The organism is Butyrivibrio fibrisolvens (assembly GCF_023206215.1).
Lineage (GTDB): Bacteria > Bacillota > Clostridia > Lachnospirales > Lachnospiraceae > Butyrivibrio > Butyrivibrio fibrisolvens_C.
In genome coordinates, this window is sequence record NZ_CP065800.1 from 3,672,437 (window position 1) to 3,698,305 (window position 25,869).

The 25,869-nt window shown below is 39.3% G+C and carries 28 protein-coding genes and 1 riboswitch; of the genes, 4 read left to right on the top strand and 24 right to left on the bottom strand.

Features of this window, described 5'->3' with window-relative positions; all coding sequences use genetic code 11:
• Window positions 1–18: 18 nt before the first annotated feature.
• From I7804_RS15340 to I7804_RS15425, 18 genes are all read right to left on the bottom strand, one after another.
• On the bottom strand, window positions 19–249 hold the full coding sequence (locus I7804_RS15340) for a GNAT family N-acetyltransferase (RefSeq protein ID WP_248404080.1): 231 nt from the start codon (window positions 247–249) through the stop codon (window positions 19–21).
• A gap of 109 nt (window positions 250–358) precedes the next feature.
• Window positions 359–1,132 carry an ImmA/IrrE family metallo-endopeptidase gene (locus I7804_RS15345; protein WP_248404081.1) on the bottom strand — a complete coding sequence of 258 codons (774 nt, stop codon included), beginning with the start codon at window positions 1,130–1,132 and terminating at the stop codon, window positions 359–361.
• Window positions 1,125–1,469: a helix-turn-helix domain-containing protein gene (locus I7804_RS15350; RefSeq protein ID WP_248404082.1), complete on the bottom strand. Its 345-nt coding sequence runs from the start codon at window positions 1,467–1,469 to the stop codon at window positions 1,125–1,127. The genes I7804_RS15345 and I7804_RS15350 overlap by 8 nt, the downstream gene beginning before the upstream one ends.
• A gap of 221 nt (window positions 1,470–1,690) precedes the next feature.
• Entirely contained in the window at window positions 1,691–1,960 is a 270-nt protein-coding gene (locus I7804_RS15355; protein WP_248404083.1) for an ADP-ribosylglycohydrolase family protein, read from the bottom strand.
• A gap of 5 nt (window positions 1,961–1,965) precedes the next feature.
• Window positions 1,966–2,655, bottom strand: coding sequence for a vWA domain-containing protein (locus tag I7804_RS15360; RefSeq protein ID WP_248404084.1), 690 nt, complete (start codon window positions 2,653–2,655; stop codon window positions 1,966–1,968).
• 117 nt (window positions 2,656–2,772) lie between these two features.
• Window positions 2,773–3,885, bottom strand: coding sequence for a macro domain-containing protein (locus I7804_RS15365; RefSeq protein ID WP_248404085.1), 1,113 nt, complete (start codon window positions 3,883–3,885; stop codon window positions 2,773–2,775).
• 110 nt (window positions 3,886–3,995) lie between these two features.
• Window positions 3,996–4,211, bottom strand: coding sequence for an aspartate dehydrogenase (locus tag I7804_RS15370; protein WP_248404086.1), 216 nt, complete (start codon window positions 4,209–4,211; stop codon window positions 3,996–3,998).
• A gap of 92 nt (window positions 4,212–4,303) precedes the next feature.
• Window positions 4,304–5,029, bottom strand: a complete 726-nt coding sequence (locus I7804_RS15375; RefSeq protein WP_027207664.1) for an AAA family ATPase — start codon at window positions 5,027–5,029, stop codon at window positions 4,304–4,306.
• A 134-nt stretch (window positions 5,030–5,163) separates the two neighbouring features.
• Window positions 5,164–5,487 carry a nucleotide pyrophosphohydrolase gene (locus I7804_RS15380; RefSeq protein ID WP_248404087.1) on the bottom strand — a complete coding sequence of 108 codons (324 nt, stop codon included), beginning with the start codon at window positions 5,485–5,487 and terminating at the stop codon, window positions 5,164–5,166.
• Between the two features lie 5 nt (window positions 5,488–5,492).
• Window positions 5,493–7,142: a DUF2075 domain-containing protein gene (locus tag I7804_RS15385; protein ID WP_248404088.1), complete on the bottom strand. Its 1,650-nt coding sequence runs from the start codon at window positions 7,140–7,142 to the stop codon at window positions 5,493–5,495.
• A 278-nt stretch (window positions 7,143–7,420) separates the two neighbouring features.
• Window positions 7,421–8,431, bottom strand: a complete 1,011-nt coding sequence (locus tag I7804_RS15390; RefSeq protein ID WP_248404089.1) for a hypothetical protein — start codon at window positions 8,429–8,431, stop codon at window positions 7,421–7,423.
• A gap of 12 nt (window positions 8,432–8,443) precedes the next feature.
• Window positions 8,444–9,073 (bottom strand): hypothetical protein, encoded by a 630-nt coding sequence (locus I7804_RS15395; RefSeq protein WP_248404090.1) that lies wholly within the window; start codon window positions 9,071–9,073, stop codon window positions 8,444–8,446.
• A gap of 18 nt (window positions 9,074–9,091) precedes the next feature.
• A complete protein-coding gene (locus tag I7804_RS15400; protein ID WP_248404091.1) occupies window positions 9,092–11,479 on the bottom strand; it encodes a M48 family metallopeptidase in 2,388 nt (795 codons plus the stop codon).
• A 27-nt stretch (window positions 11,480–11,506) separates the two neighbouring features.
• Window positions 11,507–12,178, bottom strand: coding sequence for a hypothetical protein (locus tag I7804_RS15405; RefSeq protein ID WP_248404092.1), 672 nt, complete (start codon window positions 12,176–12,178; stop codon window positions 11,507–11,509).
• Between the two features lie 364 nt (window positions 12,179–12,542).
• Window positions 12,543–13,466: a DNA/RNA non-specific endonuclease gene (locus I7804_RS15410; protein ID WP_248404093.1), complete on the bottom strand. Its 924-nt coding sequence runs from the start codon at window positions 13,464–13,466 to the stop codon at window positions 12,543–12,545.
• A gap of 76 nt (window positions 13,467–13,542) precedes the next feature.
• Window positions 13,543–13,617, bottom strand: a riboswitch (cyclic di-GMP riboswitch).
• Window positions 13,618–13,686: 69 nt separating this feature from the next.
• Window positions 13,687–15,675, bottom strand: coding sequence for a hypothetical protein (locus tag I7804_RS15415; RefSeq protein ID WP_248404094.1), 1,989 nt, complete (start codon window positions 15,673–15,675; stop codon window positions 13,687–13,689).
• 238 nt (window positions 15,676–15,913) lie between these two features.
• Window positions 15,914–16,579 (bottom strand): hypothetical protein, encoded by a 666-nt coding sequence (locus tag I7804_RS15420; protein WP_248404095.1) that lies wholly within the window; start codon window positions 16,577–16,579, stop codon window positions 15,914–15,916.
• 177 nt (window positions 16,580–16,756) lie between these two features.
• The gene (locus I7804_RS15425; protein ID WP_248404096.1) at window positions 16,757–16,993 is read right to left on the bottom strand and encodes a hypothetical protein; all 237 of its coding nucleotides are present in this window, start codon (window positions 16,991–16,993) and stop codon (window positions 16,757–16,759) included.
• A 306-nt stretch (window positions 16,994–17,299) separates the two neighbouring features.
• Between I7804_RS15425 and I7804_RS15430 the strand changes: the two genes are divergently transcribed.
• From I7804_RS15430 to I7804_RS15440, 3 genes are all read left to right on the top strand, one after another.
• Window positions 17,300–18,439 carry a TlpA family protein disulfide reductase gene (locus I7804_RS15430; protein WP_248404097.1) on the top strand — a complete coding sequence of 380 codons (1,140 nt, stop codon included), beginning with the start codon at window positions 17,300–17,302 and terminating at the stop codon, window positions 18,437–18,439.
• Between the two features lie 139 nt (window positions 18,440–18,578).
• A complete protein-coding gene (locus I7804_RS15435; protein WP_110072987.1) occupies window positions 18,579–18,731 on the top strand; it encodes a CD1871A family CXXC motif-containing protein in 153 nt (50 codons plus the stop codon).
• The gene (locus I7804_RS15440) at window positions 18,724–19,581 is read left to right on the top strand and encodes a 4Fe-4S binding protein (protein ID WP_248404098.1); all 858 of its coding nucleotides are present in this window, start codon (window positions 18,724–18,726) and stop codon (window positions 19,579–19,581) included. The genes I7804_RS15435 and I7804_RS15440 overlap by 8 nt, the downstream gene beginning before the upstream one ends.
• 308 nt (window positions 19,582–19,889) lie before the next feature.
• Here I7804_RS15440 and I7804_RS15445 read toward each other — a convergent pair whose 3' ends face one another.
• On the bottom strand, window positions 19,890–21,029 hold the full coding sequence (locus I7804_RS15445) for a transposase (RefSeq protein ID WP_248404099.1): 1,140 nt from the start codon (window positions 21,027–21,029) through the stop codon (window positions 19,890–19,892).
• A 230-nt stretch (window positions 21,030–21,259) separates the two neighbouring features.
• Between I7804_RS15445 and tnpA the strand changes: the two genes are divergently transcribed.
• Window positions 21,260–21,664, top strand: coding sequence for an IS200/IS605 family transposase (tnpA, locus tag I7804_RS19305; RefSeq protein WP_073384813.1), 405 nt, complete (start codon window positions 21,260–21,262; stop codon window positions 21,662–21,664).
• Between the two features lie 76 nt (window positions 21,665–21,740).
• On the opposite strand, the gene I7804_RS19430 is transcribed toward tnpA, so the two are convergent.
• From I7804_RS19430 to I7804_RS15470, 5 genes are read right to left on the bottom strand one after another with little or no spacing between them, the layout of a single operon-like run.
• Window positions 21,741–21,950, bottom strand: coding sequence for an alpha/beta hydrolase fold domain-containing protein (locus I7804_RS19430; RefSeq protein ID WP_420314867.1), 210 nt, complete (start codon window positions 21,948–21,950; stop codon window positions 21,741–21,743).
• Window positions 21,951–21,953: 3 nt separating this feature from the next.
• Complete coding sequence (locus I7804_RS15460; protein ID WP_248404100.1) at window positions 21,954–23,279, bottom strand: sensor histidine kinase; 1,326 nt, start codon at window positions 23,277–23,279, stop codon at window positions 21,954–21,956.
• Window positions 23,276–23,785: a response regulator transcription factor gene (locus tag I7804_RS15465; protein WP_331477820.1), complete on the bottom strand. Its 510-nt coding sequence runs from the start codon at window positions 23,783–23,785 to the stop codon at window positions 23,276–23,278. Before I7804_RS15465 ends, I7804_RS15460 begins: the two co-directional genes overlap by 4 nt.
• Before the next feature lie 35 nt (window positions 23,786–23,820).
• Window positions 23,821–23,943, bottom strand: coding sequence for a hypothetical protein (locus I7804_RS19150; protein ID WP_331477821.1), 123 nt, complete (start codon window positions 23,941–23,943; stop codon window positions 23,821–23,823).
• Between the two features lie 4 nt (window positions 23,944–23,947).
• A complete protein-coding gene (locus I7804_RS15470) occupies window positions 23,948–25,744 on the bottom strand; it encodes a Na/Pi cotransporter family protein (RefSeq protein ID WP_248404101.1) in 1,797 nt (598 codons plus the stop codon).
• Window positions 25,745–25,869 lie beyond the last annotated feature (125 nt).

Sequence of the window (25,869 nt, forward strand, 5' to 3'; positions counted from 1 at the left end):
TTCGCACACGTTAAATGCTTATATTGGAAGAATCTCCGCTTCATCATGATCTTTCCAAAATACTCTGAGACACCCTGCAACTCTGCCGGAATCATTCCAACCAAAAACATGGATCGCATCCTGGTCACTATCGTCTAGATCCTGATATACACAGTCCTGCTCTACTACAAAAATCTCAGCTCTGGTTTTTAATATCTCATAAAGTTCCGTGATGCTGAGTTCTTTAAAATGCTTTATTACAAATTCCATCAGTAAATCTTCTCAACTTTTTCCGTAATCCCATACTGATGCATAAAATCAGCGATTTCTGCATCGCTTCTTACAAGCATCACTTCTTCTGTTAACACAACACGGTACTTTAGCCTATGCTCTGCTTTACAATACCTATATCTTCTGGTCTTAATCCGCAGATAGACAACTGATATTCCAGTTTTTCATAAGTAATGAGACCTTTTTCGAATGCAGAAACCGAGAGTTCCGCAAGGTTGTCTATAAAGATTCTGTTTTCCATGTTAGGAACAAAAATAGCATACCTCTTTCTGTACTGATCAACCTCAGCCTCGGAAACAGACAATAAATCATCCATTTCCCTTTCATCGATTACTGAAATCTCGTAAAGTCTCTTTGCCATAGCTCTATATGGCACTACAAACAGCTGTGCTAACTGTAGAACTTCTTTTATATCAAAAGTTCTTATTCCATAGATGTTTATTTCCTGCCTGAGCATAACTTCATCCACAAGAAATTCTGCAGCAAATCTATTCGCCTTCTTCTCATCAGCTTCCTTGCCGTCTTCATCAAGCAGATCTGATGGCAAAATGTCCGGTTTCTGCTCATACCAGATATGATACAGTTCATGCGCAGCTGCAAAGACCTGGCAGTCAACCGGAATCGACGTATTGATCGCAACAAATGGTTTTTCTAAAGAAGCATCATCCCTGCACCCGCTTATCCTTGTAAATCCCCATGGCGCAGTTTTCCCAAGTGGATAATATATTACTCTGGCATAAATACTTAGTATAGAGAAAATCTGTGTCCCAATAACGTCACCTGATTTTCTGCAAATACCGAGTTTTTCTCTGGCTTGTTTTTTAACTTCTTCTATTTCAAAATCATTCAAAGATTTACGCATGGAGTAATTCCTCCAACATATGAATCTCATCAATAGCTGATCTCATCAGTTCTATCTTCTCTAATGTCTCCTCGTCAGTTACCGATCCCATGAAACTCATACTATCTGCGGACACTGGCTCTCCTGATACAGTAAGTAACTCGTCAGTTGTAGTTCCTATTACTGACGCTATCTTTGCGAGTTCATTTACGTTGATAGCCTTACTGCCCTTAATTATTTTATTCATAACCTGCTTGGAAATACCAAGTGCATCTGCAAGACTTTGTTGAGTCATGCCTTTTCTTTCTATTTTATCCAATATATTGGCGCCAACCTGCGCAAAATCTGTTGCATACATGGTGCATCCTCCATTTTGACCCTATAAAATCTCTCTGTTTTTACAACTTAAGAATATAATAAAACGGGCATTCGGTCAACAATTTGTTTACCGGATGCCAGTTGTCATCTCTTAATTATTGACAGCGCTTATTATATCACCATATCCTGATATATCAAAAAAATACCTATGCTATCAAAATCTCCATCAATTCATCATCAAGATACTCATTCAATATCCCCTCAGCATCCAATTCCCCGAATCCTCCATAGAACTCCTCTGCCACCATAGCCGCAATCAGGATACCTTCTGCCTATCCTGACCATAGTATCAGTCAGGTCTAGTCCTTCTACAATAGCCTTCTTAATAGCCAGCGTCATAACTGTATCATCTGTGAATCCCATTGGAAGACCGCTAATAAGCGGCACATTCTTCCAATCAAGATCCAATTGCCTGTCAAATTCGTACTGAGAACCAAGGATATCTCCAAGCACTGCACCTTTTACTGCCATCGCTATTACCTCCTTGCCTTTCTGCCATTGCCACGTCTCTGATAATCTGCGTTTATCTCCTCGTCCCAATCACTATTATCAAGACAGCCTTCAACCTCACACAAACTATCAGCCATCATTACTGAGCAAACTGCCTTAGAAACACCTGCGTACACATTGGCTGTACCTATATCATCACACACATAGTTAACAGCCCTGTCCCTGCGAATACCATACTTCTGAGCCTCTGCATATGCGTCAATATTGGCACCGATGAAGATGAACTCCCAGCCGTATTTCTTTTGCTGACGCTTAACCATCTTCTCTATCTTGTCACGGGAATACTTGCAGCTTGCATTCTCCATACCGTCCGTAGTGATAACTACGATAGTCTTCTCCGGCCTGTCCTCTTCCCTGGCATATTTGTGCACGTTACCGATATGATGAATAGCGCCGCCCACTGCATCAAGAAGAGCTGTACAGCCCCTAACGTAGTACTGCTTGTCCGTCATCTTCTCAACCTTTTCAATAGGAACTCTGTCATGGATTACTTCACATACATCATCAAAAAGCACTGTCGAAACAACAGCCTTCTCCCCAGTCTTCTTCTGCTGCTCCATCATGGAATTGAAACCGCCGATTGTATCTGATTCAAGACCACCCATAGAACCTGATCTATCCAAAATATAAATAATCTCTGTATATCCTTTACTCATAATTTCTTTACCTCCTGGCATCTATACCACCTCCCTGCAGTGAGGCGTTCGTTATCTGATGATCATATGATACCAATTGGCCATAGAAAAAAGGTCAACCCGAAGGCGACCTTATAATCATCCATTTGACAGCGGGTCTAAGCCGTAATCAAACAGTACAATATCTATTTTTAATACATTGTAGTCCTCATGCTCTATGAAATATTCCACCACAGCATCTGTCTGGGATATAGGCGATAAAGCGTAGCCTGCCAGCTTGAGGAGATCCACAGTCTCATCCATATTGAGACGAAGCCCCACGGCCAGTGCCAAGACCTTTTCTTTAGAAGGCTTAACCTGTCCTTTTAATAATTTGGAAAAATACTGTTTCGATATATTCGCAGCTGCGTATACCTCCGAATTCTTGAGACCTTTTTTGTTGATCATCTTCTGTAAGTGCTTCTCAAAAGAATCCTTGTATATACCTTTAAGAACATCATCCAAGGATTTTAACGGCTTAACTTTCTTGTCAAAAGAATCGTCAAGCTCCCGCGGCGAAAATCCTCGACGAGCACTAACAGATGAAGCCCGAAAAACCTCACCACTATAGTCCAGATCCTTATCAGCCTCTTCTGAATCTAAACTTCCAAGATCTCTATCAGAATAATCATCGAATTCCTCAGGAAGGCCTTCATATCTGTACTCATCAGAAAGAGCACTGCCTACATAATCATCATCAATGAAGCTTATGACTTCCTCTCCAAGGTCGCCTGATATCTTCACCGCCTTGTCACCGAACACAACAAGGAATATCTCTATATCATGCTCTTCAAGGAATCTGGTAAAAGAATCTACAGCTATCTCCATAGCAAGTCTTTGAGGGAATCTATAAGTACCAGTAGCAAGTAGAGGAAAAGCAATAGACTGGCACTTATGAGAAACAGCCAGTTGCAGCGACTTATCATAGCACTGCCTAAGAAGCTCAGCTTCACCGCTGCTTCCACCTTCCCACCAAAGGCCGCTTGCATGGATGATAAACTTTGCATCCATATTGAAAGCCGGAGTAATAGCTACTTCGCCAGGGTTAAGCCTTCCGATCTTCTGACGCTCTGCAAAAAGCTTATCTACTCCTGCTGCCTTATATATGGCAGAATCAACGCCATCACCAATAGCAACTTCTGGATTGGCTGTATTAACAATGGCATCTGCTTTTACTTTTGTAATATCATTCCTGATAATTTGAAATGGCATGTAATCCCCTCGTCAAAACCCTAATAAGGCAATCTGCTTAGCAGCTGTTCCCTGTCCTCTATAAAGCTCTGTGGTGCTGAGTTCTTTAAAATGCCTTATTACAGATTGCATCAGTAAATCTTCTCAACCTTTTCCGTAATCCCATACTGATGCATAAAATCAGCGATTTCTGCATCGCTTCTTACAAGCATCACTTCCTCAAAAGCCCCGGTATGAATATCCTGAAAACCGGCTACCATTTCACCATTACAAATACTCGCTCTGATAACCGGCTTTTTATTTTCCTTGTCATAGGTTAGCTTTTCAGGCTTCTTCTTGAAAAACATTCTACTCACCCCCCTATTTAAGCGTCACGGTACCTAATCAAAGCTTCTTGTAATTATCATATCTATCATTTTGAAAAAAACAATAAGTCTCCCTAATTCAACAATCTGTTAAGCAGCTGCTCCCTGTTCTCTATAAACATCTTTGTAACCTGATAACTATCGGTATCCTCATAATCTATAGGATGTATCTGCCCATCATCAAAGCTTAATATCTCTGCTCCAGGTATTCCAAGAAGAATAGGGGAATGTGTAACCATGATAAACTGAGAATCTTCCTTGGCACAATTAACTATCTCTAATAGCAGGGTCAGCTGTCTCTGCGGTGATAATGCAGCCTCCGGCTCGTCTAAAAGATAAAGCCCATGCCCTTTAAAATTCGTTTGAACCAGCTGTAAAAAGCTTTCACCATGTGAACGCTCATGGAAGTGCTGTGGAACTCCACCTAGTCTACTATATTCTTCCTCTGCTGATGCCACATTATAAAAACTCTCTGCTCTAAGGAAATATCCCCACCCCGGCTTATTGAATCCTCTGGATAGCCTTATTGCATCACATAACTCCGAATGAGAATCATAGGTTGAAAAACTATAGTTCCTGGTGCCACCCTCAGGGTTAAATCCATAATTTACTGCAATAGCTTCAAGCATAGTAGATTTACCACTGCCATTCTCACCCACAAATATAGTAATGTTTTTCCTAAAGGCAAGATAATCTAAATCCTTAATTGCATCTATCCTGCGCAGATAGCTATTTTCATCTATTTTGTCCCAATTAATGCTTACGCCCTGTATAGGCAAGCTACTACCTTCATCTAACAATTTATATCTCCATTATTTCAACATCACTGTAACATCATTACTTCCCAGCAAATCAGTTAATTCTTCCTGTGACATATCAATATGCCCCAGCCTTGTATATGCCCCGTAAAAAGCGGGCAGGTACCTAGTCCTTATCAAGTCAGCTCCGTATACTTCTTACTACTCCCATAGCTCTTCTCTACAGGATACTTAGCCGCATTCTTCTGAATCTTATCCATAATGGCATCTTCAATATTAACGCCCATCTTATCCGCCATAAGAATGCAGTAATTCATGATATCTGCCAGCTCTTCAGTCGCAGCCTTCTTATCATATTCCGGGCTCCACTGGAAACACTCCAGAAGCTCTGCTGCCTCTATTGAAATACTCTTAGCAAGATTCTCAGGAGTATGGAACTGATCCCAGTCCCTGTCCTTAGTGAATTTCAGTACCTCTTTCTTAACCTCTTCAAAATCCATAGCTGTCAAAACTCCTCCACGTATTTCATAAAATAGTTTCTAAGCTTCTCATCGCATACATACAGATAAGTCCCCCTGATTCCCCTTGTCATCAAAACATAGTATATATTTTTGATATACAGATCCAGTTCCTCATCCGAAGCCGACTGCTTTCCACGCTTGTCATAATAATTGGACCTATCTACATAGATCCTACCCTTTTCATCATCGTATTTAATATCATTCCCGAGAATTACAAAGGCGTAATTAAGGTCATATCCTGCACTTGTATGAATACATCCAACTTCATCAAGCGCTCCATCGCTATTAATCCAGTTATTAAGGCAATGATTCCACCTCTTTTTGACACCTTCGATTTCTATGTCATATGCAGTCTTGTCATTCTTGGTCTTCCACTCCCACGCATAGCCTGCAAGCATCCTGCAAAGTTCCATGTCTTTTTCTTTGACATAGAGCTCTTTATTAAAATCAGCAAAGTGTGTGAAAATCTTAAAATCGTAATCGTCAAATGTCTTCCTTGGAACATCAACATTATGAAGTATATCATTTACATAGTTGATATACTCCTCTCCGCCCTTGACACGCATCTGCATTCTCAAGAAATGTGTCAGATACGCAGTCATACGCCTTCTTCTTGAAAGCTCCATCTTCACTTTGTCCTGAAATACCTCGATAGTTGTACCCGATGGGCCTGATAACTGATCCGGATCAAAAAAGAAAACCGGAGTCTTAGAGATCTTAAGTATCCAGTCAAGCTCTGTTGCATCACTTGGGAGTCCAAGCTTTTTATTGTTATTATCATAAGCCTGATATCCAACGATACTACGCCTTACCTGAAGTTTCTGTGCTTCGTCTACAAAAAGGATATCCCACTCCCCAGCCTTTACCGCTTCTGATGCACCTATTACATCTTTGGCAGCAAGTCCTTCTATCTTTTTGAAAAGACTCTTAAGCGTAGCCCTAAGCGATGTCTGAGGAATAACAAGCCCCATCTTCTTTTCACGGAAAGGGAATCTATGAGTCTTCTCATCCTCATAATCCCTTAAATACTTCATCAGATAAACTGCGACAATTGTCTTACCAGTGCCTGGTCGACCCTCTACTACTATGGGTAGCTCCTTACCTTCTCTTATCTCTCTGATGATATTGTCAGCAAGGATCTTTTGATCTTTATTTAGTTCTTTAAAAGGAGAATATTTGTAGAACTCGCTGTTCTTGATGTATTCAAGCGTGTGCTCAGCAAGATTATAAGACCTTAATTTATTCCATAACGCTTCAAAGGTCTCGTCATATTCAGGCTTGCTGAAATAGTTCTTATTAGCAATACCATCATTTTTGTTGGTAATAGTATACTTACCATCAGCAGAAACAAATTGGATCAGCTTAGACTCATAATCGAAAGTTACAGACTGATTGAATCTGCCGGAATATATGAAATGAACTTTGTTAAATTCGCGCTTTTCCTTGTTGTTATAATGCTGCTTCATTCTCTCCGCAACATTAGTAGACTCGCCAATATAGACCTTATCTCCATTTTCCAGGATATAAAGCATCGGCCAGTTGCCAAGATAATCATCTTCTCCGTAGCTGTCGCTGGGGAATTTATGATTGGTTATGACATAGAGGTTTTCTTTGGTAGCTTCAGAATTGTTCATATAATTGCTCCAGTCTTAGATTTTCTGTAAAGCAACTATAATAAGTATACTACAATTTTTAGTAACGCTGTTGATTCATAAAACTCATGCTTCTCAGTTATTTGTGATATATCTTTACTGTTGCTAATACAAATAATCTCTTTCAAATCCATAAAAGGAGGTCAGTTACCTTTGCCGCCGATACCGCAATCAGAGTCATTCAAATACTTGCCTATTTTTTTCATAGAAATCTACATGTTTCAACAAGGAGAAAAGCAATGATTCCTCGATATGCTGTATCACACAACCGCAAACGTTTCCAAAAAACGTTCCGTAGAAACTGCAATATCTGACGATTCATCACTAAGAATACCATCGTCTGTAAGTATCTGAGTGTCCAGAACTGTCTTAATGGATACAGCCAAGCTCACGCACGATGCTATGCATTTCTTTGATTCATCTGAGTACTTGCTATAATCATCTCCTTCAGCACCAACTATATCTTCCATTTTGTATATAAATGGAAGAAAGTAGGAATCAAGTCTTGCCAAGAGATTATGAAACATATAAGTCCTGCGTCTTATCGCTTCGCACTGTTTAGAAGCAGTATCAAGCTGACCTGCAAGCTGTATGGCTTCAAGACGGTTGGTTTTAGCCTTATCCAGATTCTTCTTAGCTGCTGCACCAGCAACAAAGCCCATAACAAGAAGTGCCGGACCTGCAACAAGACCGCCAAGTACAACAGCACCACCCGCCATTCCCAGGCCCCCAGCAGCTAAAGATCCTCCGCCAAAGAAAGCTAAGGTAGCATTGGTTGCAGCAGCTCCGCTAAGGGATGCTATCGCAGTTCCAGTTGAAGCACATGCTAATGCCTGCGCAGCGCCATAAGCCCCAAATGCAGTCAAAGCACCTCCTGCTGCCCCGGCAACGCCGCCACCAGCAAGTGATACTGCAAAATTCACTAGTTGCTTAAGCTCTGTAAAGTTCTTCTCATCAAGCTTTATCTTACTTAACTCAAGCAAGCCCTCAGACTCTCTAAAGTCAACATTTTTTATCTTTGTAAAGGTATCCAGAAACTCTTTCATGCTATTATTCAGGATATATACCTTTTCAATTCCAAGTTGTTTTAGAGAATCTCCGCATGCAAAACGCTGACAATTAAGATAATCTGTCGACTCCTCAACAATCTGATTGGCCTTCTTGTTTATATCCTTGGCAGTATATGAATCCACCCCTGCCTTAATAGTCTTTCCAACTCCCAAGCTTCCTGCAACGGCTGCTATTCCTATAAATAGTATTGGTAATGGCATATACCTTCCTCCCTACAGAAGAATGAGCGCTTTTATGCTCTCGTAAATAACCTGCTCCCGTCTTTCAATTTCTTTTACTTGTGCATCAATCGTCAGATAAGGCCTGTTAGTGGATTTAATCCATTCCAGTTCTCTTTCAAGATCATTGACTGTAAGATAGCTGCTCTCCATTTCAAGAAAAACATCCTTGGCGATTTTTAACTTATTTACTATGTATATCATCAGCTTCTTCTCTAAATCATTATAAGAATTGTCACTATAGACAAGTGCAAGTAGATCCCACACCAGCATTTTCGAAGGAACATATCCTTTATCAAATACCTGCTTAGAAAGAAGTGCTTCTTCAACGCCGTTTTGTACAACCTCATAATAGTCCTCGCCATCACCTGCTTTATCAAGATTCTTCTTACAAGCCTTAACAATATAGTCCCTTCGATTTACAAAATCAGGATCCAACTCCTTTCCTATCAGGTTGAACTTCTCTGCTTCTCTTTCTTCTATTTCTCCATCAACTGTCATCATGTAATAAATGATCTTTGCAGCATTAAAAGGAGATATAGCTGAAAACGGCAGATCATCTATGCAATTTATCGTGGTATCTAACTTCTTTGCAATATCAAGATTATTAACATTTTTCTCCATGTGCACTTCCTCACTATGTTATAGGATAATTGAATCATCAGAATCCATCAGTTCATCAAATTCCTTTTGATCAGCAAACTGGATCTCCCGACCTAACACGCGCTGAATTACCACATTACCTTTTATAACAAGATCAGAATTACCTGTTTTAAATCCCTCATTCATATAATCAAAGCCAGTCAGGAATGCTTTAAGATCTTCAGCCAAATAGTCTGATACTCTCTTTTCCAATGCATCTCGATACATTCTTATCTGATCTATAACATCAATTGTTTTGGCTTCTGTAAGAATGAGCTTAAGGTGAATAAGCTCTGCCTCTTTCTTCTCGTTCGATATCTCTTTGACTATAGCAAGAGCAGCTCTGCCAGCACCGACATAGTTGTATCTTGTAACAAATGATCCAGCAAAAAGAACCCAGTTACCACATGATTCAATTCCGGCATGAAGCGCTGCATCTGCAGTGTCTGCAATGTTAAAAGTCATGCTTGCGATCATCATCATTCTATCTACCGATCTGTTTCCAAATGGAACGACTCTGTTCCATCTGATATTAGCTATTCCATTGTCAGCATATTCGGTTGCAAGATGATTAATAAAAAAGCCTAATCTTACAACAATCTCATTTAAGGCAACTGGTATTACCTGTTTTCCAAGATTCTTGTATATAGATAGCTCATGTCGTAGGTCAAGTTTCTGATGTTCATAAAGATCATTAACAAAAGCAGGCAGCCCCGAGTCTTTAAGAATTGGAAGTCCCGATATTTCATATAGCAAGGAAACAAATATACCAGGTATTCCCATTCCTCCACCGGCAGTATTCTTCGAACCACCCATATCACTAACAAGATGGCCAAACCAGTTATCTGCACACTTAGCAATCTCTATGATCAGAGGCGTTGATGCAACAACATGAACAATGCCATGAAGCGCTTTAGGAACTTCCTGATCTGTTTCTTCCTCATATGTTTTTTCTGCCAAAGAAACAAGCCAGTTAAGTATTCCTGTTATAATAGCAGGAGAAAGAATTTCAACAATATCACCTACGTCTGTCTTTGCTAAAACAAAATGCCACTTACCCTCTTTATTAACAAACGTTCCTATCCTTAGAAACTGAACTATTATAGCGGACATAAGTCCAAGCGGCGTAGGATGGTGTGCAAGATCAGCAAGATGGTGATTACTCGCAGAAACTCCTATACCAGCACCCTTCCATACATTATCCTGTGCAACCTTAAAAGCCTTCTCCAGATCAACGATTGCATCTTTTAATCTGTCATTTTTAAATCCTCTCGCCTTTGCATATTTTTGAATAAATTCATTGACCTGCTTATGATTTAATCCAATTCCTTCTGGAGTTATACTACACTGCCCCACAAACAATGCATCAATAATTCCTGAATAAATACCACTAATTACTGCAAATGCATAGTCTGTTCCATCTGCACGATTATTGTACTTTTCCAGCTTGTAATTAATCCTTTCCAGCTCTGTATCAAGATTTATTCCTTCAGGAAGTGGCACCTCATTACTGTTTGTATCAGCAGCTGAAACAGTTATTTTGGCAGCCACTATTTCCTTTTCTTCAATTTCTTCTTCTGGAATATTATATGAACCATCAAGAATCTTATAAAATTCTTCAGATTCAGCCCATGTATGACTTTCGTATACTCTGGTAGCAAGTCTTGGATGGCTATTCCACTGATCCAACATCTGCTGAAAAGCCTTAGCAGATTTGGTTTCATCAATAAAATCCTTGAGATCAAGCGCCTGCTTAACAAACTCATGTCTGTTGATATCATCTCCGTATCCATTAATCTTAAGAAGACTGTCAATTAAAGCCTCATCACCGCCATCACATAATACAGCTGCCCTGTCAGCAGACAATTCACTACATCTGTCCCAAAACAGCAATGCTCTTTCAAGATTTGGAGTAATCAGCTTTCTCACAGCAGGAAATAATCTAAGTGGGCTGTTATCTACCCCATTAACAAGATTTTCAGCCATCGAATGATATAGACTATGTTTACAAGCGATATGTCCACATTCATGGGCTATTATGCTTGATAGTTGCTGCGGATTAAGCTCATCAACTAGCTTTGATGTAACAATCACAAAAGGCTTTGTAGTTCCACCTGTATAGGCATTCATATCCCCACTTTTTATATAATAGAACTCGGGAATATCAATACCTAATTTATCGCATATAGGCGGAAGCAGCTTATATACTTTCGGCATCTGCTTATCACCAAGTCTTACAAGTTCAGACATATTTTGAATTTTAGCCATTATCTCTGTATAATTGGCTGAATACGCCTCACACAGCTTTACGAACCTTGGAAATTTACTTAGTGCATCAAATGCGCACTTATCTAAATGATGCCTGTATGTATCAGCACTATATGACATATTACCCCTCCGTATCAGAGTTTAAATCTATCTGACATCTTTAATAATGCATTTAGCTTCATTGACTGCAACGAATGTTAACGCAAGCAATAGACTTTTACTTTCATCGTTAAATCCAATCTGGTAGGCTGTCTTCGAAAAAAGATCCATTGGCTTTATCTTAAACTCTTTCTCTGACTCAAAGGAACTATCTCTAGCGTTTAGCCATACATCCCACAAATCTGAATGAACCTTTATTCTCTTACTTTTCCCAACTATAACAATCTCCACTGTTCCTACCTGCCGTTTTCCAATATATAAAATAAGATTCCGCGAATACTTCTTGTGAAATAAAAAGCCCGATTTATCAGGATTATCAAGTACCACGCTACCAATCACATTTTCATCATAATCATAAAATAATATTCCATTGAAATTATCTGGGCAGCTTGTAAAGAATTCTATCTTATTATCTGCAGTTGAGAACACATAAGTTTTCGTATCTTCATCATTCTCATGACAAATAGCTAATAAATGGTTTTTATATTTGCTAAAAAAGGAAGTCAATTTAAATCTTTTATTGATCTTCTCCTCCTTTTTTTCAGATTCTTCTTCCTTTTTTCGATCATGTTGATCTTTGGCTGCTATAATTGCGCTTGTTCCGAACAATACAAACGTATCTTTAGCAATTTTGACAGCTGCATCTCTTAGTATGCCCATACTCTAATTCCTCATTCGATAATATACGAGTGATGCCACAATTTTGTAATTATCAGATATGAAATATCCATGCAAAGTATTCAAAATAAAATAATACTTATGAAAACTTTTATTTACACTCAAAATGTCTTTTGTATTTATTTCTTATACTTCTTTTGCTGTAATCATATGAAATCCTCATTGTTTGTACATCAGAAAATCATGAGGTATTTTTCTTCGTCTTCTTTTATGGTCATGTTCTTCCTCGTAAGTTTATCTGTAAATGCAAAATGGAGGAGCTATCGCTCCTCCGTATATAATTATAGCATTTTTTAGTTAATTGCGTTGATTAATTTACACTTTATCATCATCTAATTACTCATTCTCATGGATTGCACCGCTTACAAGGATCATACCCAAGATTTACAAGCTCATCTCTCGTTCCTTCATAATACATTTTGTTCTTTTCCTTCATATCGCTGACACTGCTGCATGTAGGATAGTGGAATTTCTTAGTATTTGTATTAACAACGTAGCTATACTGCTGCGTGGTCTGGTCTGTAGTGCTTCTGGTTACATCTTCTTCTGTCACATCATTTGGTATAAGAACATATCCGTCTATAGCGCTGTTGCTGCCGTCTGCGTAATTGATATTAACTCCCGGCTGTACGTTGTAGCAGAATACGTTGAAGCAGATTCCCTGTCCTGAATCTTCTACGGAGTAGCTTTCAATCTGAACTCCTGTACACAGGAGGTTATTGCCTTCAAATACAGGTGTAACCCTGTACATTACGTGATTACCGGTTGATTCTATGTAATTCGCAACCATGTTTTCATATGGAAGCATACCATCAACGTTCATGTACCTTGTGCCTGTGACAAGGTTGTTCTCATTAGCATTCTCGCCTGTGAGCTGGTAGCCTATAAGATGGCATCTATTGTAGAGATATGGCGGATCTGAGTCAACGAGTCCTGGGTACTTGTTCTGATTCCAACCTGTAGGCTTTACAGTTCCGATTGATCCGCGGGGCTCTGTAGGCATGAGGTCCTGACCTATGCATGCTACAGCTGTTGTACATCTTCCAAGGCTATCAAGTGCTCCATACTGTTCGTATGATACTGTGGTGATATCGGATGCTGCGAAGGTTGGTATATTGCCGTTTAGGACTACTGATGCACTTCCTGTATAAGCCGGTATGTCGCTCTTGGCATGGGCTTTGGTAAGTGTTAATCCCGGCAGGCTACTTATCAGTCCTATAATAATGAGCATCGCCAATATTCTGTTTATCTTGAAGTTTGCTATTCTCATGTATTTATCCTCTATCTCTTTTCCCAAAAGGTAATAAAAAAGGCACTGCACAGCTGCAATGCCCATTACTCGTGTTACATGCAACTGGCTGACTCTGAGAGTCCCTATAGCTTTGTGTCACCAGATCGCTCTGGCTTTACCGTAAATATGTAATCGTTATTTAGTTAAACTCAAGTATAATTATTTCCTTCTGTCATGTCAATATGTTCATGGCGCTTCCTCAGCCAAACATCGGAACATCCTCAAAGTCACCTACTGTATACTCGCCGCATATAACGCCATCTTCTATATTGAATCTGACGCCTACTCCATCATCGGTGATAAGATCGACATATGTCTCTCCGTCTGTTTTGTACAGTGTAAGGTTTGATCCTGCAGGAATAGTTTTTTCGGTCCAATAATACTCACTGTCAATATCGTCAGATGAATCTAAAGTCATCTCCTTTTTGGTCACGATAGTCTCACCTGTTTGTCCAACAGGATTGCCGGGATTGATAGAATCTATGCCTACGTAGTACTCAAACTTATCAACGCTAACAGGCATGCCGTCAAATCCAACTGTAAAAGTCTTCTTAACTACAGACCTGCCAAAGATATCCTCAGCTTTAAGAAGTACAAAACTGTTTGCATCTGTGATGTCATTATAGAACAAAGAGTAATCTTCATATATGCGTGGTTCGCTTATCTTGGTATTGTTCAGATCAAATACATACAATGTGTCGCTGTTACCCTCGTCTAATATGTTTATGTACAGATAGCTCTTTCCATTTGCTTTTTCTATTAAAAACATGTTTTCAGTATTACATAATATTTTTTTCTGGTACTGGGAGTCGCCATTTGAAAGAATGAATTCTTTATAATACTCCTCGGGTACATTTACCGAAAGTTCAAATTCCTCTCCGCCTACAGTAAAACTGTTTTCCTCTCCTTCAAGCTTTGTAACCTTCCAGCTAGGTGCTGTCAGTTCATCATTGAGCTCTATCAGGTTTTCATCGCCGCTAAGACCATCTATCTCATCTCCGGTTCCTTTGACCAGATCACTGATCCTGTCTACGATCTCGTCCTGTGTCAGGTCTTCACCTGTGTAGCACTCATACTCTGTTTTGCCTTCATAATCTTCAGACCAATCATCAAGTTCATCATCTGAAGGCACTCCGTCTCCATCTTTATCCTCATAGTTATAGTATTTCTCTGAATATGCCACCGAGACTTTGTAGTTTTCATCCATCTTCATGTAATAGGTATATAGAATTGCTCCAGCATAATCTGTATTATAATTTACTGCAAGACCTGCTTTAGGATAGTAGTCGTAACCACCGTTACCGCCTGCGCCGTAGCCCCAGTCATCTATGGAAAGTATTAGTTTTCCATCTGCGAAGGTATACATGCTGACACTGTAGCCCGGATAATCGATCACAAGCTCCGGAACGTCATCATCATCAAAGTATATGAGTTTATACTCATAATCTGCATAGTCATGGCCGAAGCAGTATCTGCTGGCGATCATCTCATATGCTTCCTGATATGAGTCGAACTGTCCATCGGGATGTCCATCTGTCAGAAAAGCTATAGTTGCAGCTGCTGAAAAGTCACTTCCAAAATAGTCCTCAATAGCTTCAGGTTTATTAAAAGTATTATAGTTATAACTATCACTATAATCCTCATACTCTCCGGTACAGATCTGGATCATCTCTCCTTCCTGAGTATCTCCGACTACAACTACATCTGAGATACCATCAAAATTGATGTCGCATATTCCAACTTCACTAATCTCATCATAATATGTATCATCTTCCTTTGGAGAGTGATAACGGGAATAATACACCTGTGCAAGTTCTGTATCGTCCTGCATTATCTTGAATGAAGACCACTTGCCTGCGTCCTTATCGATAAGCGGTATGAGTTCAACTTCGCCAAATGGCTCCATGGTTACTTTCATGGAGTTTTCATCAAATGCTACTACCTGATACCCATCGCCTGAATAAGATTCTTCTGCCTCATCTGTCTCTTCGGAAGTCTCATCTTCCTCTTCATCAGTCTGTTCTGTTTTTTTATCAGATGGATCATCTGATGACTTGCTATCCTCTTCACCTGCTGCATTCTCTTTGCTTGCTTCCTCAGTAGAATCGTCATTCATCGACAGATCCGTATTGACGCATCCTGTAAGTGTGAGCGCGAGGATACATGCTACTACTATTTTTCTTTTCATACTTGTCACTGACCTCCATTAAAACGCATATATGAATGATACCACGGGATGGGGATATATTTGCATGTTTTCTGATGAAAGGTGGGTTTTAGGGGATGGATGTCAGCCATGATCGTTTTTTCTAGTGAGAAGGGCCGGAACCTGATCCGGAACCCAAAAGATAATAACCTAAAAATGAAACAAGTCTACAACAAAAAAGCGCAGTGAACCTGCGCCTTTTCTATTCCATACGGTCAGTTCATACTTCACTTCTAAGTCTTTTATTGTATTCGTCTAATGCTTTCGATGTCTGATAGATATAGACGATTTTCATAATGCTTACAATGAAGATTACTATTACTGCACCTATGATCAGAAGCATACCAACAACATACGCTAGAATAATGCTACACAGCATAGCGATCAAAGAACCTATATACAACTTCCATAACCGTAGCCACATTTCTGATAATTCGTCATCCACTCCTTCAAGTACGTTAGAATGACCGGTGAATTCACTATAATTACCAATAAGCTCCGCTATTAAGGAAACCAGCGAGATAATAAATCCAAAGGCTATAAAATCAACATCTTCAGAAGCCCCCGATGCAGCAATCTGGATAAGCTTAATAGCATCTGCTGCTGAAGTTACTAGAAAACAATAGCCTGCTATACGGTATTTTTCTTCCTTAGACGAGATTTTTAAAAGAATGAGTCCATAGGCAATGGATACTATAAAACTTATAATATTGCCTACAATTAAAAGATCTTGAGAAGTTATGATTATTTCACTACTAAGTATGGATGCAATAGTATTCAGTATGAATAGCCCAAATAGGATCATGAGCCAACTGCTTAGAAAATGTGCACTCTCTGGTGATAATCCTTCTCCCCTGTATCTTTCTTCATAAATTGTTTCTATCATATTTAATTTTCTCCCCGATTTAAAATCTTTTTACGCGTCAAAATTATTGATACGCGCCAACGTATTATACAAAAATTTTAAGTTTTACACAATGTATGGACGTATCTGCATCTCACACTGTCGTGGACATTATGGAGATAAATAATAAATGCTTATAACAAGCTTTCCATATGTTAGTTAGTTCTTTTCCCACCAATAAGCCGGATCTGAGAAATTCTCAGAAAGCCATCCTTCATAGTCATCTACTTCTTCGCCATCGATTGTGAATACACCGTCATGATACTCGGCAATGTATTCTTCTGTATAGGATTCTGTAGAGATTGTCGCTCTCATGTAATAGGAATCGCCTGCTCCGCCGCTTCCCCTATATGTTCCATCATTCTGAAGTTCTTCGAAACACCTTGTAGTAGTCATATTTCCATAGTACTTACCGTCAATGTGCGACAGGATCAGATATACGCCTGCATTAGTTCCAAGATCAAGGATAAGTTCCTTGCCATTTTGACCATCAAGATCTACATATGTAACTCGCTTTATCTCAGGTTCGCCAGCTTCTGATATGCTTTCGCAGAACTTGACAAAAGGGTGTTTTGAGACGATGAATGGGTTATGTTTATCTGTTATAGCTAAAACTTATAACTAATATATATTATTTTATTGTAGTCAAATCCCAGTGTTGGTGCGATAATAAGTCTTAAATTCGGGCAGGAGGAAACTATTATGAAAAAAATAATATCACTAGTTCTTACAGGCACTATAGCTGCGGCTGCGCTCACAGGATGCGGAAACGAGTCCAACGAGAGTGATGTAAAAGCTGCTAGTACTCAAAGTAGCTCTGATGTTGTTGCAAACGAAGCAGACAGCTCAGCGTCAGTCGAAGAGGCTTCAGATCTTCCTCAGTGGAAGTATGGAAAGTTTACTGCCAGTGTAGTTGATGGTCAGATTGATCTTTCAGGTCTTGGTGTTGTGATCGAGGTTCCTGAAGAGCTCAAGGACAAGGCTGACAGTATTGGTATCAGAGGTTCTGTAACTGATGAGTTTGGATATGCAAGTATTTACTGGATCAATCCGGATGACCCTGATAACACAGGATATGAGATTGTTGATCTCGAAGCAGATGTCAATCCTGTAAATGTTGAGGATCTTGTCTATGAGGACTATGGCATCACTACAGACGTTGTTGCTGATCTTGGCAGCAATGGAGGATTTAACTACTATGCTTATAGAGAAGATACCTGGTATGAAGGTGATTCATCATACTTTGATGAAAACGTTCTGGCTGATCTTGATGAAGACAGAAAAGCTGAGTACATTGAGTTTTTATCATATTCATCAGAGCTGATCGATAATATCACTTTTGTTGATTTCCTTATTCCAGAAGCTCTTGGAGCAGATGACTTCGACAACGAAGCTCTTCTTAATTTTGAATTAACAGATCTTGATGGCAACACTGTTAAATCCGGCGATTATATTTCTTCCAACAAGGTAACAATGATCAACTTTTGGGGCACTTTCTGCGGACCTTGCATCAATGAGATGCCTTATCTTGCTGAGATTGAACAGGAATACAAGGATCAGGGCTTTGAGATCGTTGGTATGACCTGCGATGTATATGATTCAGAAGGCAACTATCAGGAAGATATCGTTCTTGATGCTCTGGATATCATTGAAGATACAGGTGTTGAGTATCCTATTCTCATCGCAAGTGTTGAGCTCAGAACTTATGCTCAGCTTACAGCATATCCTACTACATTCTTTGTTGATTCCGAAGGACGTCTTCTTACAAGTCCTATTGTTGGTTCTCACAGTAAGGAAGAGTGGGAAGCTTACATCGAGGAAGCTCTGGCAGCTGTAAACTAATTGTAATAAAATAATAGAATCATAAAATAAAACCGGCAGCAACTAATTGTCCATTACTTTTTTATTCTTGAACACTTCAATCAAGAATATATAGGAGTGGGAAAAAATTAGTTGCTGCTTGTGTGCGTTGGAGATTTACATGGACAATAAAAGAAAAGTACCCATCTGGGTAACAGTGATCCTGCTGATCGCATCAGTATCCTCCTTGATATTTGGCGTATACAGAGGAGAAGTAAGGACTGTATATCGCAAGGCAGCAAATATATGTATGGAGTGTATTGGAATTGGCTAATAATATAAAAAAACATAAGGTTATAAGGAAGGCTGTTCAGTCAGTTTGGGGACTTCTGACTAATGGCTATATTCCGGGATTTTTAAAAGGAACTATTTATGAAGGACCTTTGAAAAGGTTCTGTGTACCCGGCATGAACTGCTATTCATGTCCAGGAGCTTTGGGCGCATGTCCTATTGGTGCCATGCAGTCATTATTTGACGCCCGAAGAAGGAAATTCGCTTTCTACGTAGTAGGATTTCTGGCTACTATCGGCCTTTTGGTTGGAAGATTCATCTGCGGATGGCTGTGCCTCTTTGGTCTTATCGAGGAGCTTTTGTACATGATCCCAACTCCCAAGATCAGGGTTCCTGAAAAGATCGATAAGGTGCTTAGATATACTAAATATGTTGTTCTACTGGTTTTAGTATTCCTGCTGCCCTTCTTCTATCGCAGCAGCTATGGAGCAGGTGATCCGTTTTTCTGTAAGTACCTGTGTCCTGTTGGAACGCTTGAAGGCGGCATCCCGCTTGTCCTTCTTGCAAGTGGTATGCGCGAAGCTATTGGTTCACTGTTTAGATGGAAGTTTGCTATTCTGATCGTATGCATCCTGTCTTCTATCTTCATCTACAGACCATTTTGTAAGTACTTGTGTCCATTAGGAGCCTTTTATGCGCTATTCCAGAAGGTTAGTATCTTAAGACTTCATTTTGACGGCAGTGCCTGCGTTAATTGCGGTGCATGTTCTAAAGTCTGCAAGATGAACGTTAACCCTGTAAAGAATGCCAACAGTGCTGAATGTATACGCTGCGGCGAATGCGTTAAGGCCTGCCCTAAGAAGGCACTTTCATTTAAGAATTTCAAAAAGTAATATTAGTGCGCTCGTGCGCCTGTCGGTGCACCTAACCATTTCTTCTGTTTCATCATGAAGATGAAACAGAAGCATAGACTGCCTGAATCCAGCTTATACGTCTATCTAGCGCATCCTTTACAATTCTACTACCAAGTGCCACTTCATAGCCATGGCAAGAACCTTTCACTTCGTCAACTACCACGCACCTAAAGGTACGTGGCTTGCGACTCCCCTGTAGTTCGTTGCAATAACTCCTACATTTTGTCGGTGTAACTTCCGTGGGGTCGCATCATGGGACGGTTGACACCACCCCTTACGACAAAGATTTACTCTGCCGTAACTGTATCAGGTACTTGACTATCTTCAAGATAGTTGATTCCCATGCGGTACAGATTCATAGCTCCAATGCGGTCATCGTTTGATTTATAGCCACAGTTCTTACAAGTAAACAGATGCAATTTCTTATCACGATTGGCTTTTTCAATGTGTCCACATACAGGACAGCACTGACTCGTATAACGAGGGTCAACCTTAATAACAGTAGACTGATTCTGCTTGGCTTTGTAGATAAGTTTCTGTTCAAGGTCATAGAAAGACCACGATACGGAAACGTAGCGGTCTTTGGTTCTGACACGCTCTGTAGCATTACGAACGCCTGACAAATCTTCAAGAACAAAGAGCGTATGCTTCGGGTTGGATTCAACGAGTGCCTTTGATACCTGGTGGTTAACATCCTGCATCCAACGGTTTTCTCGCTGACCGATAGATTTTAATCTACGTCTTGAAGATGGTGTCTGACACATTTGAAGTTCTTTACGAAGCTTAGAATAGTGAGCACGTTTCTGCTTGATGGCTTTACCGCTTACAAATCCAGACTTGTGCTTACTGTCATAAGTAGCAACGACAAAGTTTATACCTCTGTCAATACCAACGACATTACAGATGTCAGAAACATTACTTTCTTCGACATCGTAGGTTACGGGGATATGCAAAAAATACTTACCATGCTTATTTACAAGCTTGGCAGTTCCAAACTTATAGATGTCGTGATCAAAGTATTTTGCCATGCCTTCAGCGAAATAGGGCAACTTAACACGTCCATTCAGTGTATTTACTGAAAAGCAGTTTTGTGTAAGGGAATAATCTCTGTTCCAAACAAGGTCATACTGTGGTTTTTTGAAGGATGGCTGAATCCACTCTTTCTGATTTTCGAGGATGGTCTTATATCTTGCAATGACAGTCTTAAATACGGACTGAGCCATCTGAGATTTGAGTCCAAACATTTCTCGGAGTGTAGAGTACAAAGCCTTGTTAAGTGAGAACTGCTTTAGGTCGTGAGTGCAGAACACATAGTCAGATACATAATTACAGGCATCAGAATAAACAGACATGGTTTCATCAAGAAAAACCTTACTGTCTGCATTAACAGATATCTGAATTTTAGCTGTAACTGTCATCTGTTCCATAGTGTACCTCATTGTTATTTCACTAAATATATAATACAATATTTATTAGTGAAAATCAATTATTTGTAAGGCGATTTTACAAGGAAAACCAAGTTAAATACAAAATAATCAAAGCTTTGCAAGATGCAGGCTATGACGTTGAAATTGATAACAGAATGCTAATAGTAGATGATTACGACACCAATAATGGAGTCGCTGTAAAAATCGAAGCTTTGCCGTAAATACATCCTATGGACAACAGATATAATCATCGCAACAGACGCAAGTACAGTCTAAAAGTGCATATAGTTCTAGTCACTAAGTACCGCAAACAGATACTTAAAGGCTCTATTGCTGACGATGCTAAACAGCAAATATATGATATCTGTAATTCTAAAGGTTACGGCATTATAGCTATGGAAACCGACAAAGACCATATACATTTTCTGATAAGTTACGATACTACAGATAGAGTATGCGACATAGTAAAGCTTATTAAGCAACAGACCACACACTATCTATGGCAGAAATATCCAAACTTTTTATCTAAGTGTTACTGGAAGCATAAGATATTTTGGTCAGATGGTTATTTTGCTTGCAGTATAGGCGAAGTATCCTCAACAACTATACAAAAATATATCGAGAACCAAGGTTAATAGCTACGAATTTACAAGGCTCCTCCCACCGCCCAAGGGCAGTGGGAGGAGCCTACGACAACCGAAAGGATTTTATTTATGAAATTCTACCGGAATTTTTTTCTTCTCTTAACCTATCTGCAAGAAGAACTCCATCATCATGAAGGCTGTCGAACTCAGCAACTTCTATATAAGTTCTTGGGAATTGGTCAAATGACTGGGCTTCTAAAGGTGATGCATCCTCCTTTTTTTCAGGAACAGCTCCTTTTAAATTATGAGGAATAAATACAAGACTATGGATCCAGATATACTAAAACAAAACTGATATAGTCGTACCTACCCCCGGAGCGCTATCGAGCTGGAGTTTAGCATCATGAATTTCAACAATATGCTTTACAATCGCAAGTCCAAGGCCTGTGCCGCCTGTGGCTTTTGATCTGCTTTTATCAACTCTATAGAATCTTTCAAAAACTCTCTGCTGATCTGCTGCTGGAATTCCTATTCCATTATCTTTTACTATAAGGCATGTGGAATTATCTATAGTATTAACTGTTACCATCACTTTTCCACCAGGATTATTATATCTAATAGCATTTTGAACCAGGTTCTCAATAAGTTCCTTTATCAGTTCTCTGTTGCCATGTATAGAACTTTCTTTACCATCAATGTCTATACTAATATCTTTAAGCTTGGCACTTACTGATAATTCATTAACGCACTCTTTTGCCACCTCATACAGATCAATTTGCTCGAATGCTATCCCATGGTCCACCCTATCTAATTCTGAAAGTTTGATGATATCGTTGATAAGTGCTAAGAGTCTGTCCGCATTTTTACGTATTTCATGATAAAAATGATTCTGCTTATCTTCTGAGACCATCCCGCCTTCTAACAGCTCTGCATAACCGGAGATTGCTGTAAGCGGCGTCTTTAACTCATGGGATACATTTGCAGTAAAATCCTGTCTGGCTTTTGCAGCCGCAAGCACATCTGTATGCTGGGATCTTAGCATTTCAGATAGAGGATCAAGTTCCTTGTAAGGTGATTCATAGTCTGCATTCTCCAGATTTGAAACCATTACTTCAATTGGTCTTATTAACTGCCTTGTTAGTAAATGAGAAATTAATATACAAATAGTAATAATGATAAGAATGATAAGGATAATAATCGGTGCCACCGACATAAATACTGACCAAAGACTTTGCGCATTTGTAGCAACTCTAAGAACCGTTCCATTATCCAGCAAAACTGCATAATAGAAGGTATTCTGATTCATGGTGTCAGACTTTCTAACTGCCTCGCCAACTCCATCAGTAAAGGCTTCCTGTATCTCGGGTCTGTCATTATGATTGGTCAAAAGCTTGGCCGAAGCATCATTATCATAGAGTACCGTTCCATCTTCTGCTACCCATGTAACGCGAAGCTCTTCGATATCTGTAGACAGGTCAATATCATCTGTATCAATATTAACCGACTCAAAATAATGGGTATCTCTTAAAAGCTTTGCACTAACAGATAAGTCTGCCCTCACCTGTCTCTGAAACAGTCCATAATATATAATTGTAATCCCTACGACTGTGGCAATTACCGCAAGAACGGCAATTCCAGCTAGTCTTTTATTTATTTTACTTTTCATTCGATCACATAGCCCACATTTCTAATGGTTTTTATTCTGGAACCATAATCTCCCAGCTTCCTGCGAAGAGTTTTCACATGCATATCAATTGTTCTTGTTTCACCTTCGTAATCGGTTCCCCAGACCTCATCCATTATTATTTCCCTGGTCAGCACAATCCCTCTATTAGTAATAAATAGCGACAATAGCTCATACTCTTTGTATGTTAATTCTACCGGCTTTCCATCAATTGAGACCTCATGTTTAGCATTATTGACTATGAGTCCATCAAGGCATAATTCTTTCAATTCATCAGCTATAGTTCTTCTAAGTAATGCTTTGACTCTTGATATTAGTTCCATGACAGAAAACGGCTTCTTGATATAGTCATCTGCCCCATCCTCAATGCCCTTTACCAGATCAAGCTCAGATGTCTTAGCCGTTACCATTATAATTGGCAATTTCTTAGTGTCCGTTTTTCTTCGCAGATGCCTTACAATCTCATTACCGTTTTCATCAGGCAGCATGATATCTATCAGACATAAGTCGGGTATTACTTCCTCTATTTTTTGTAAAAAACTTTTGCACAGTTAAATCCCAACACTTTGTGCCCTGCATTCATAAGGGCGAACTCTTCTATTTCCCTTATGCTATCATCATCTTCAATAATATAGATCAGTGCCATTATCCTACTCTGCCTTTTCTAATTTCTTTATTTCTTTCTTCGTTAATGGATATATTTTTAGTAACTTCTCATATTCATTGTAAAAAGAAGCTCTCTCTTCATCAGAAAAATTCTTATAATATCCATGTGTATTATAGTCGTTATCATAAATAGTGATAAGCTCTAATGCAATATTTGAGCAATGATCAGAAACTCTTTCCAAACCTGTCAAAATATCTTCAAGAATAAATCCCATCTCAATGGAACATTTTCCCTTTTTGAGCCTTTTTATATGATTCTCTTTTATTCGCTTCGTAAGAGTATCTATCACTTCCTCTAACGGCTCAACATGAGAAGCCTTACTATTATCATCATTACAAAAGCTATCTACTGTCAGAGTGCAGATATCTCTCACTGCCTTGTTTATTGCCGCAATTTCGCGCCTTGCAGATTTGGAAAAAGATAGTTCCTTTTTATGAATCTCTTTTGCCGATTGTGCAATATCAAGGGCATGATCTGAAATTCTCTCAAAATCACTTATGCTATGTAAAATTACCGACATACTCTTGCTATCTACCGCTGATATATTTTTGGTTGATAGCTTTACAAGATATGATCCAAGCACATCTTCATACTTATCCACTATTGATTCAAGTCTGATAACTTCTTTTACACTATCTGAATCATAATCCAAAAGAACTTCTGTCGCCAGTACAATTGATTTCTGAGCTAGTTCTGCCATTTCTCTTACTTTTGCCCTACATAATTCCATGGCAAAAGCAGGGCTTTCAAGAAATCTCTCATCAATATAAACACTATTATCTTCAGTGGCTTCTTTTTCACTATCACCGGATATCGTAACTTCTGCTAATCTGACAAGGCCATCAGAAATTGGAAATAAGGAAATCGTCGCACCTATATTAAAAAGGCTGTGTATCAGGGCTATCCCTGCTGCATTAGCAGAGCTTTGTAAAAAGGCAAAGTCCACAAATATATTTATTGTATAGAAGGCTATCATAAAAACTGTTGTTCCAATAAGATTGAAATACAAATGTATCATAGCTGCCCTTTTGGCATTTTTACTTGCTCCAATGGAAGAGATAATCGATGTAACGCATGTTCCAATGTTCTGTCCCATGATAATCGGCAGAGCCACAGCGTAATGAACTGCACCTGTCGCGCATAGAGCCTGCAATATACCTACAGAAGCTGATGAACTCTGGATGATCGCTGTAAAAACTGCGCCAACTATCATTCCAAGGATCGGATTACTAAATGCAGTCATTATCTTGGTAAAAGAAGGATTATCCGCAAGTCCCGATACTGCCCCACTCATGGTCTCCATACCAAACATCAAGATTGCAAAGCCAAGTAATATTCCTCCTGCATCCTTCTTTTTGGACTCTTCCTTACTTGTCATCACAAAGATAATACCAATAGCTGCAAGAACCGGTGAAAAGGAAGAAGGTTTAAGTAGCTTCAACCAAATGGTACTTCCTTCTATCCCTGTAAGAGATAACATCCACGATGTGATTGTGGTGCCAATGTTTGCACCCATGATAATACCTACAGCTTGGGATAGTTTCATAATTCCTGAATTTACAAAACCTACCACCATAACAGTAGTAGCTGATGAAGATTGTATGACAGCAGTAACTCCCGCTCCAAGAAGTACTGCGAAAATCCGCTTTTTAGTAAGCGATTCAAGTATTGTTTCAAGCTTACCACCAGCCATTTTAGAAAGGCCATCACCCATAATACTCATTCCGTATAGAAAAAGTGATAAGCCTCCAATCATATTTAATACACTAAAAATGTCCATACATATTCCTTTCAAATTCTATGACATCTTAAATCATGTTCTTACAAAACCCACAACCAGTGCGGATTTTGGCAATCTCATTTATGAAGTCATTCTTTGCCACCTATTACCATAGAATTTAAAAG

Excerpts from the sequence above, each read along its gene's own strand:
- I7804_RS15340 (WP_248404080.1), bottom strand. The coding sequence starts at position 249 with ATGGAATTTGTAATAAAGCATTTTAAAGAACTCAGCATCACGGAACTT.
- I7804_RS15345 (WP_248404081.1), bottom strand. The coding sequence starts at position 1,132 with ATGCGTAAATCTTTGAATGATTTTGAAATAGAAGAAGTTAAAAAACAA.
- I7804_RS15350 (WP_248404082.1), bottom strand. The coding sequence starts at position 1,469 with ATGTATGCAACAGATTTTGCGCAGGTTGGCGCCAATATATTGGATAAA.
- I7804_RS15355 (WP_248404083.1), bottom strand. The coding sequence starts at position 1,960 with ATGGCAGTAAAAGGTGCAGTGCTTGGAGATATCCTTGGTTCTCAGTAC.
- I7804_RS15360 (WP_248404084.1), bottom strand. The coding sequence starts at position 2,655 with ATGAGTAAAGGATATACAGAGATTATTTATATTTTGGATAGATCAGGT.
- I7804_RS15365 (WP_248404085.1), bottom strand. The coding sequence starts at position 3,885 with ATGCCATTTCAAATTATCAGGAATGATATTACAAAAGTAAAAGCAGAT.
- I7804_RS15370 (WP_248404086.1), bottom strand. The coding sequence starts at position 4,211 with ATGTTTTTCAAGAAGAAGCCTGAAAAGCTAACCTATGACAAGGAAAAT.
- I7804_RS15380 (WP_248404087.1), bottom strand. The coding sequence starts at position 5,487 with ATGGATTTTGAAGAGGTTAAGAAAGAGGTACTGAAATTCACTAAGGAC.
- I7804_RS15385 (WP_248404088.1), bottom strand. The coding sequence starts at position 7,142 with ATGAACAATTCTGAAGCTACCAAAGAAAACCTCTATGTCATAACCAAT.
- I7804_RS15390 (WP_248404089.1), bottom strand. The coding sequence starts at position 8,431 with ATGCCATTACCAATACTATTTATAGGAATAGCAGCCGTTGCAGGAAGC.
- I7804_RS15395 (WP_248404090.1), bottom strand. The coding sequence starts at position 9,073 with ATGGAGAAAAATGTTAATAATCTTGATATTGCAAAGAAGTTAGATACC.
- I7804_RS15400 (WP_248404091.1), bottom strand. The coding sequence starts at position 11,479 with ATGTCATATAGTGCTGATACATACAGGCATCATTTAGATAAGTGCGCA.
- I7804_RS15405 (WP_248404092.1), bottom strand. The coding sequence starts at position 12,178 with ATGGGCATACTAAGAGATGCAGCTGTCAAAATTGCTAAAGATACGTTT.
- I7804_RS15410 (WP_248404093.1), bottom strand. The coding sequence starts at position 13,466 with ATGAGAATAGCAAACTTCAAGATAAACAGAATATTGGCGATGCTCATT.
- I7804_RS15415 (WP_248404094.1), bottom strand. The coding sequence starts at position 15,675 with ATGAAAAGAAAAATAGTAGTAGCATGTATCCTCGCGCTCACACTTACA.
- I7804_RS15420 (WP_248404095.1), bottom strand. The coding sequence starts at position 16,579 with ATGATAGAAACAATTTATGAAGAAAGATACAGGGGAGAAGGATTATCA.
- I7804_RS15425 (WP_248404096.1), bottom strand. The coding sequence starts at position 16,993 with ATGACTACTACAAGGTGTTTCGAAGAACTTCAGAATGATGGAACATAT.
- I7804_RS15430 (WP_248404097.1), top strand. The coding sequence starts at position 17,300 with ATGAAAAAAATAATATCACTAGTTCTTACAGGCACTATAGCTGCGGCT.
- I7804_RS15435 (WP_110072987.1), top strand. The coding sequence starts at position 18,579 with ATGGACAATAAAAGAAAAGTACCCATCTGGGTAACAGTGATCCTGCTG.
- I7804_RS15445 (WP_248404099.1), bottom strand. The coding sequence starts at position 21,029 with ATGGAACAGATGACAGTTACAGCTAAAATTCAGATATCTGTTAATGCA.
- tnpA (WP_073384813.1), top strand. The coding sequence starts at position 21,260 with ATGGACAACAGATATAATCATCGCAACAGACGCAAGTACAGTCTAAAA.
- I7804_RS15460 (WP_248404100.1), bottom strand. The coding sequence starts at position 23,279 with ATGAAAAGTAAAATAAATAAAAGACTAGCTGGAATTGCCGTTCTTGCG.
- I7804_RS15465 (WP_331477820.1), bottom strand. The coding sequence starts at position 23,785 with ATGCTGCCTGATGAAAACGGTAATGAGATTGTAAGGCATCTGCGAAGA.
- I7804_RS19150 (WP_331477821.1), bottom strand. The coding sequence starts at position 23,943 with ATGGCACTGATCTATATTATTGAAGATGATGATAGCATAAGGGAAATA.
- I7804_RS15470 (WP_248404101.1), bottom strand. The coding sequence starts at position 25,744 with ATGGACATTTTTAGTGTATTAAATATGATTGGAGGCTTATCACTTTTT.